At 65.0% G+C, this 1,367-nt stretch carries 2 protein-coding genes; both read left to right on the top strand.

Going from position 1 to position 1,367, the window contains the following annotated elements:
- Positions 1-428, top strand: a 428-nt coding sequence (locus HX846_RS35500; protein ID WP_178967278.1) for an ATP-binding cassette domain-containing protein, incomplete at its 5' end; no start/stop codon positions are given.
- A complete protein-coding gene (znuB, locus tag HX846_RS35495) occupies positions 421-1,209 on the top strand; it encodes a zinc ABC transporter permease subunit ZnuB (protein ID WP_003214823.1) in 789 nt (262 codons plus the stop codon). The genes HX846_RS35500 and znuB, both read left to right, overlap by 8 nt.
- Positions 1,210-1,367 lie beyond the last annotated feature (158 nt).

Below are 1,367 nucleotides of genomic sequence, written 5' to 3'. Positions count from 1 at the left end.
AAAGCATCTCCGGCGGCGAAATGCAGCGAGTGCTGCTGGCCCGCGCCCTGCTGCGCGAGCCGGAATTGCTGGTACTGGATGAACCCGTACAGGGCGTCGACGTCGCCGGCCAGGCCGAGCTGTACAGCCTGATCACCCGCCTGCGGGACCGCCATGGTTGCGGCGTGCTGATGGTCTCCCACGACCTGCACCTGGTGATGAGCACCACCGACCAGGTGGTGTGCCTCAATCGTCACGTGTGCTGTTCCGGCCACCCGGAACAGGTCAGCGGCGATCCGGCTTTTGTCGAGCTGTTCGGCAAGAACGCCCAGAGCCTGGCGATCTACCATCACCATCACGACCACGCCCATGACCTGCATGGCGCCGTAGTCGATGACTCCACCGCATCCCACACCCACGTTCATGGAGATAGCTGCAAGCATGGCTGATTTTCTGCTCTACGCCCTGCTGGCAGGCTTGGCTCTGGCGCTGGTGGCGGGCCCACTGGGCTCGTTCGTGGTCTGGCGGCGCATGGCCTATTTTGGCGACACCCTGTCCCACGCTGCGCTGCTGGGCGTGGCCATGGGATTTCTGCTGGATGTGAGCCCGACCATTGCCGTCACCGTCGGCTGCCTGCTGCTGGCTGTGCTGCTGGTGACCCTGCAACAGCGTCAGCCTCTGGCCTCCGATACCCTGCTGGGCATCCTGGCCCCAAGCACCTTGTCCCTGGGCCTGGTGGTGCTGAGCTTCATGCATGAAGTGCGCATCGACCTGATGGCCTACCTGTTCGGCGACCTGCTGGCGATCAGCCCCACCGACCTGGCGTGGATTCTAGGCGGCAGCGCGGCAGTGCTGGTGCTGCTGGTGACGCTGTGGCGCCCGCTGCTGGCGATCACCGTTCACGAAGAACTGGCCACCGTCGAAGGCTTGCCCGTGGCGGCGCTGCGCATGACCCTGATGCTGCTGATCGCCGTGGTGATCGCTGTCGCGATGAAGATTGTCGGCGTATTGTTGATCACATCGCTGCTGATCATCCCGGCTGCTGCGGCCCAGCGTCACGCCCGCTCGCCGGAGCAAATGGCGCTCGGCGCCAGCCTTCTGGGGATGCTCGCGGTGTGTGGTGGCCTGGCGCTGTCCTGGTTCAAGGACACCCCGGCCGGGCCGTCGATTGTGGTCACGGCGGCCGCCCTGTTTCTGCTGAGTTTTGTCCTGCCCCGTCGTGGGGTGTAGACTTGCTCGCTTTTTGCGCAATTAGAGAGTCGCAGGAATGAAGCTGTTCAACGCCCGTTATCTGCTCCTTGCCGCATTTTCCTTGCTGCTGGGCGCCTGCCAAAGCACCCCGCCCGCCGCCCCCCAGGCGCCGGACGCACGTGCTGCGGCCATCGCAC

The sequence above is a fragment of the Pseudomonas sp. K5002 genome, from assembly GCF_013386655.1.
Taxonomy (GTDB): Bacteria; Pseudomonadota; Gammaproteobacteria; order Pseudomonadales; family Pseudomonadaceae; genus Aquipseudomonas.
This window is presented reverse-complemented; position numbering and strand designations above follow the sequence as displayed.